The 5,009-nt window shown below is 42.5% G+C and carries 4 protein-coding genes and 1 pseudogene; 4 read left to right on the top strand and 1 reads right to left on the bottom strand.

Annotation, left to right across the window (positions count from 1 at the left end; translation table 11 throughout):
- The 4 genes from B7C60_RS14535 to B7C60_RS14520 all read left to right on the top strand — a co-directional run.
- A partial coding sequence (locus tag B7C60_RS14535) for a LysO family transporter (RefSeq protein WP_245869506.1) occupies window positions 1–659 on the top strand: 659 nt, incomplete at its 5' end.
- Window positions 660–786: 127 nt separating this feature from the next.
- Complete coding sequence (locus B7C60_RS14530; protein ID WP_099612277.1) at window positions 787–1,302, top strand: hypothetical protein; 516 nt, start codon at window positions 787–789, stop codon at window positions 1,300–1,302.
- Between the two features lie 149 nt (window positions 1,303–1,451).
- The gene (panP, locus tag B7C60_RS14525) at window positions 1,452–3,101 is read left to right on the top strand and encodes a pyridoxal-dependent aspartate 1-decarboxylase PanP (RefSeq protein ID WP_099612276.1); all 1,650 of its coding nucleotides are present in this window, start codon (window positions 1,452–1,454) and stop codon (window positions 3,099–3,101) included.
- A 332-nt stretch (window positions 3,102–3,433) separates the two neighbouring features.
- Window positions 3,434–4,288, top strand: a complete 855-nt coding sequence (locus tag B7C60_RS14520; RefSeq protein ID WP_099612275.1) for a MurR/RpiR family transcriptional regulator — start codon at window positions 3,434–3,436, stop codon at window positions 4,286–4,288.
- A 281-nt stretch (window positions 4,289–4,569) separates the two neighbouring features.
- Here B7C60_RS14520 and B7C60_RS19530 read toward each other — a convergent pair.
- Window positions 4,570–5,009 (bottom strand): annotated as a pseudogene (locus B7C60_RS19530) (dehydroquinate synthase/iron-containing alcohol dehydrogenase family protein); the annotation flags it as partial.

The raw sequence follows: 5,009 nt of genomic DNA, 5'->3' as shown, positions 1-5,009 counted from the left end.
TTGATAAATGGTTACCCCTCGATACCCAAACCACACACACCAAACTCCCCCTATCAAGTATGGCGTTAGAATCATTGAAACTCATTTTGGTGGTCGGTGGTGGCCTTGCGATAGGAGTGTTACTAAATTTTGATCTTTCTTGGGTAGAGAAAACTAGCGAATGGATTCTATTCGTTTTACTTTTTTTTATTGGTGTTCAACTACGAAACAGTGGGTTAACACTCAAACAAATTCTCCTTAATAAACATGGCATGATTATCGCTGCCGTCGTTATTATAACTTGCTGGATTGGTGGAGCGATCGCGGCCCTTATCCTCCATATTCCGCTTTACCACGGATTAGCCATGGCATCCGGATTTGGCTGGTATTCGTTATCTGGGATACTGATGGGGGATGCCTTCGGCCCAGTTTATGGTGGAGCCTCTTTTCTTATTGAGTTGAGTCGAGAGCTTGTTTCTCTCGTGTTAATCCCAATGCTGATTGGCCGTAAACCATGTACCTCAATCGGCTATGCGGGTGCAACTGCGATGGATTTTACTCTCCCTATTATTCAAACCACAGGTGGAGTAAGGTGCGTGCCTGTGGCGATCGTCAGTGGTTTTATTTTGAGCTTATTAGTGCCTGTATTTATGCTGTTTTTTGTCTCTCTTGCAAGCTAGATCGCAGGAATAAACCAACGCATCATTTACAATAAGAAAACATATTTAAGCTCAATGCAACACCAATATCACATAATAAGCCCAATTAAGGGGTAAACTATACCGTCTCACAAGGAATCATTTTGCTATGAAACGCTCTATTGTCACTTTGCTGCTGGCCGCGGCCAGCTCAATGACTGCCACGGCAGCCGACAATCAATGCCTCGCTCAAAAGTACGATGCTTACATTGATGCATCTTTGGCTTGGTATCAAGATCTCGCCACAATCACAGCAGAAAAATATCCAGATCTAGCTGACGTCAGCCAATGGTTTCTAACGGGACGCCAGCACCATTTTGAATTAAATCGCACGGCGGTACGCTATTACCTTCAACATCAACCTGAGAAAGTGGCCACTTCACAACCGATAGAATCTTGGCTCAAACTAGAGCAACAAGAGATAAAGCAACTCGCCACTCGCGATGATGAGTTAGGTCTCAGCGCGAAAACAACGTTCGATGATCGTCAAAACAAACCACACGAAAAAAATTATCAATTACGTTCCGCTTTTGCCGAGTTACTCAGCCACCCTAAGCAGATCGAACCCGTACTCAATCGATATAATCAAGCAATCGCCAAAGCGGAACGCATTCATTGCTTATAACATTCATTGCTTATAAATTGTGGTCATGCTCACTTTGTTACCTCGAGTATCACGTCAAATCTAAACGAATAAAGGCGGGACATTGGTTTCATTTTCGTTTAGATTGTTTCGCTTGAAGAGATCGACAGCTAATAATATAACGACACGGTATGGCACCAGAATACAAAACAGCGGATGTAAGCTTTGATAACCTTCTGCGCATCTTTACAGTTCCAGAAGGGCCCGATTCAACCCTGACTCGTATTGAGGCAGAACTGTCACGTAATTTAAACCTATTTCTGCGCGAGCATATTGTCGCGGAAGAAAAACCACTCAAAGAAATAGAGAAGGACTTCTCGAATCCGCACATTCCCGAAGCTCCAACATTTGTCTCTGATCACACTCAACATCTGATGGATACCTTGGTCGCCCAGTCAGTACATACTGCCTCGCCAAGTTTTATCGGCCATATGACTTCGGCTTTACCTTATTTTTTGATGCCGTTGTCAAAAATCATGATCGCTTTAAACCAAAACCTCGTTAAAATTGAAACATCTAAAGCATTTACCCCTCTTGAACGGCAAGTGCTAGGTATGCTGCATCGACTCATTTACACCCAACCAGACCATTTTTATCAGCAATGGATGCACAGTGCTGATCATTCACTCGGAGCTTTTTGTTCAGGAGGAACGGTTGCCAACATTACCGCTTTATGGGTCGCCCGTAATAATGCACTAAAAGCACGAGATCATTTTACCGGGGTTGAAAAAGAAGGCCTATATAAGGCGATGCAGCATTATGGCTATCAAGGGTTAGCCATTTTGGTTTCTGAACGTGGACACTACTCACTCAAAAAAGCAGCCGACATATTAGGTATCGGCCAAGATGGGCTAGTAGCCGTACGTACAGATGAAAATAACCGCTTATGCCCTATCGATCTGCAATCTAAGATTCAAATGCTAAAAGCACAGAGAATTCATCCTTTTGCTGTGATCGGCGTGGCCGGTACAACCGAAACAGGGCATATCGATCCACTACATGATATTGCTCGTATCTGCCGAATTGAACACTGCCACTTTCATGTCGATGCTGCATGGGGAGGGGCGACTTTAATGTCAAAAACTTATCGCCACTTGCTTGACGGAATCGAATTAGCAGACTCAGTGACCATTGATGCACATAAGCAGCTGTATATTCCAATGGGTGCTGGCATGGTATTATTTAAAAATCCCAATGCCATGAAAGTGATAGAGCATCACGCACAATATATTCTACGCCAAGGATCAAAAGATCTCGGTAGCCACACCTTAGAAGGCTCTCGCTCTGGTATGGCGATGCTCGTTTATGCCAGCATGCACATAATTAGCCGCGCTGGCTACCAACTACTTATCGATCAAAGCATTGAAAAGGCAAAATATTTTAGCTCACTGATTGAACAACAACCCGACTTTGAGCTTGTTTCACAACCCGAGCTTTGCCTGCTAACTTATCGCTATCTACCCAAACCAGTCAAAAACATACGAACAACGATATCTTTACCAGAAAAAACACACTTGAATCAGTTACTCAATGAGTTAACAAAATTTATTCAGAAAAAACAAAGAGAAATGGGTAAATCTTTTGTTTCAAGAACTCGTCTAAATCCCCTGAGTTGGGAACATTTGGATACCCTAGTTTTTCGGGTTGTATTAGCAAACCCCTTAACGACACACGATATTTTACAATCGATACTGCAAGAACAAAGAGACATTGCGACAACCTATGCTCCCCTCTTGCTCGAGCAAATCAATCAGTATTGTCAGCAAATTGCGACACAGTAACGCAATCCTATCGATGAGGCATATTTACTAAACAGAAAGAAAAAATGAAAATTTCTTTCTGTTTGCTGTAATTTGTCCACCATAATAAGCCATGAATGTACTTATTCTCGGCTTATTAATCACTAAAACTGTAGTTTTTATAAAATTTAGTTTGAGGCTTGTCATATTCTTATCAATTGATTGTGTGTTTCGTTTCTGAATTACGATGACTTCGGTTTATACTCACACAATGGCGTTGGTGCCTGTGTCGTCTTAGAAATGGTTTGTTTCTCTCCCCTAAACAGACACAAGCAATAAACCAACGAGTTGTTCTCTAGGCCCGCGTGAACACTATGAATACATTAGAAAAAATCCAAAAAAATCTGGAAAACTTTAGCAAGTCGGAACGTAAAGTCGCCGAAGTGATTATGGCGTCGCCACAAACCGCCATTCATTCCAGCATTGCCACGCTGGCAAAAATGGCCGATGTGAGTGAACCGACTGTAAATCGCTTTTGCCGCCGTTTAGATACAAAAGGCTTTCCTGACTTTAAACTTCATCTCGCCCAAAGTTTGGCCAACGGTACTCCTTATGTAAACCGAAACGTCGAAGAAGATGATGGCCCAGATGCTTATACGCATAAGATTTTCGAATCAACCATGGCGTGTTTAGATGTCGCCAAAAATAGTCTCGACCCGATGCAAATTAATCGCGCAGTCGATCTTCTCACTCAAGCTAAAAGAATATCTTTCTTTGGACTGGGAGCCTCCTCTTCCGTTGCTCGTGATGCACAAAACAAGTTTATTCGGTTTAATATCCCCATTACTTGCTTTGAAGATATCGTGATGCAGCGCATGAGCTGTATCAACTGCACCGATAATGATGTAATTGTCTTAATTTCACATACCGGGCGGACGAAAAGCCAAGTGGAGATCGCAAACCTCGCTCGTGAAAATGGAGCGACTGTCATTGCGATTACGGCCAAAGATTCACCACTTGATAAAGCAAGCTCATTATCAATTTGTTTAGATGTCCCGGAAGATACTGATGTCTACATGCCAATGGCAAGCCGAGTGGTACAAATGACCGTGATTGATGTGCTGGCAACAGGATTTACACTCCGACGAGGCTCGGGGTTTCGTGAAAACCTAAAACGAGTAAAAGAAGTATTGAAAGATTCTCGCTACGATAAGTTATCGCAATTTTAAATCATCGCAAATAAAAACGGAGGCTTATACTCCGTTTTTATTTTACCCGATGCTCCTGACTTGAAACTGCAATGAGATTGGCAAGGTTTAGGATACCAAAAGGCTGATTTATCAATGGCGCTAGCAATTAACTTACCACTCAACGGCACCCCTAACCGCCGCCTATTTGAGAGACAGCAAGCATTAAGGGTTTAATTCACTTCCTTGTGCCAATATATCTTCTTCTATCACTTGCATTTTAACCTCATCAGCAACCACCTCAACTCTCGCTTTTCCTACTTCATCACAAGAACAAACCTGACGTAAAATATAGACTAAACGTGCATGCGTTAGAGGAAGCGGATTTCCTTTTATGGCTTGAGAACGTAACGTATCTTGCGCAACTTGTTCAAATGAGGTAGTACAAACACCAAATTGAGCGAGAGTCGGTAACTTCAGTTTGTCTAACATCATTTGTACCCAAAGTATCCCATCCTCAATATTGACATTTTTTCGCTTGGTTAATATTTGTGAAATTCGATAATAACGCTGCATAATATCATGACGCTTCTCTTGCTTGGCAGCGTTAATATTTTCACGCATCACATAAGGGGCCAAACGCGCGGTAATGACACTATGTGGTGCATCTAACTTTCCACCTAATGCCGAAGCCAAACCATGAGCGGCACCTAACTTGGCATTAGTGATTGCCATCCCTCCAAGCATCGCAGCAAAAGAGAGA

It is taken from the genome of Vibrio fujianensis (assembly GCF_002749895.1).
GTDB classification, from domain to species: Bacteria; Pseudomonadota; Gammaproteobacteria; order Enterobacterales; family Vibrionaceae; genus Vibrio; species Vibrio fujianensis.
The sequence above is the reverse complement of the archived record's forward strand: the minus strand, read 5'-3'. Positions and strand labels throughout refer to the sequence as shown.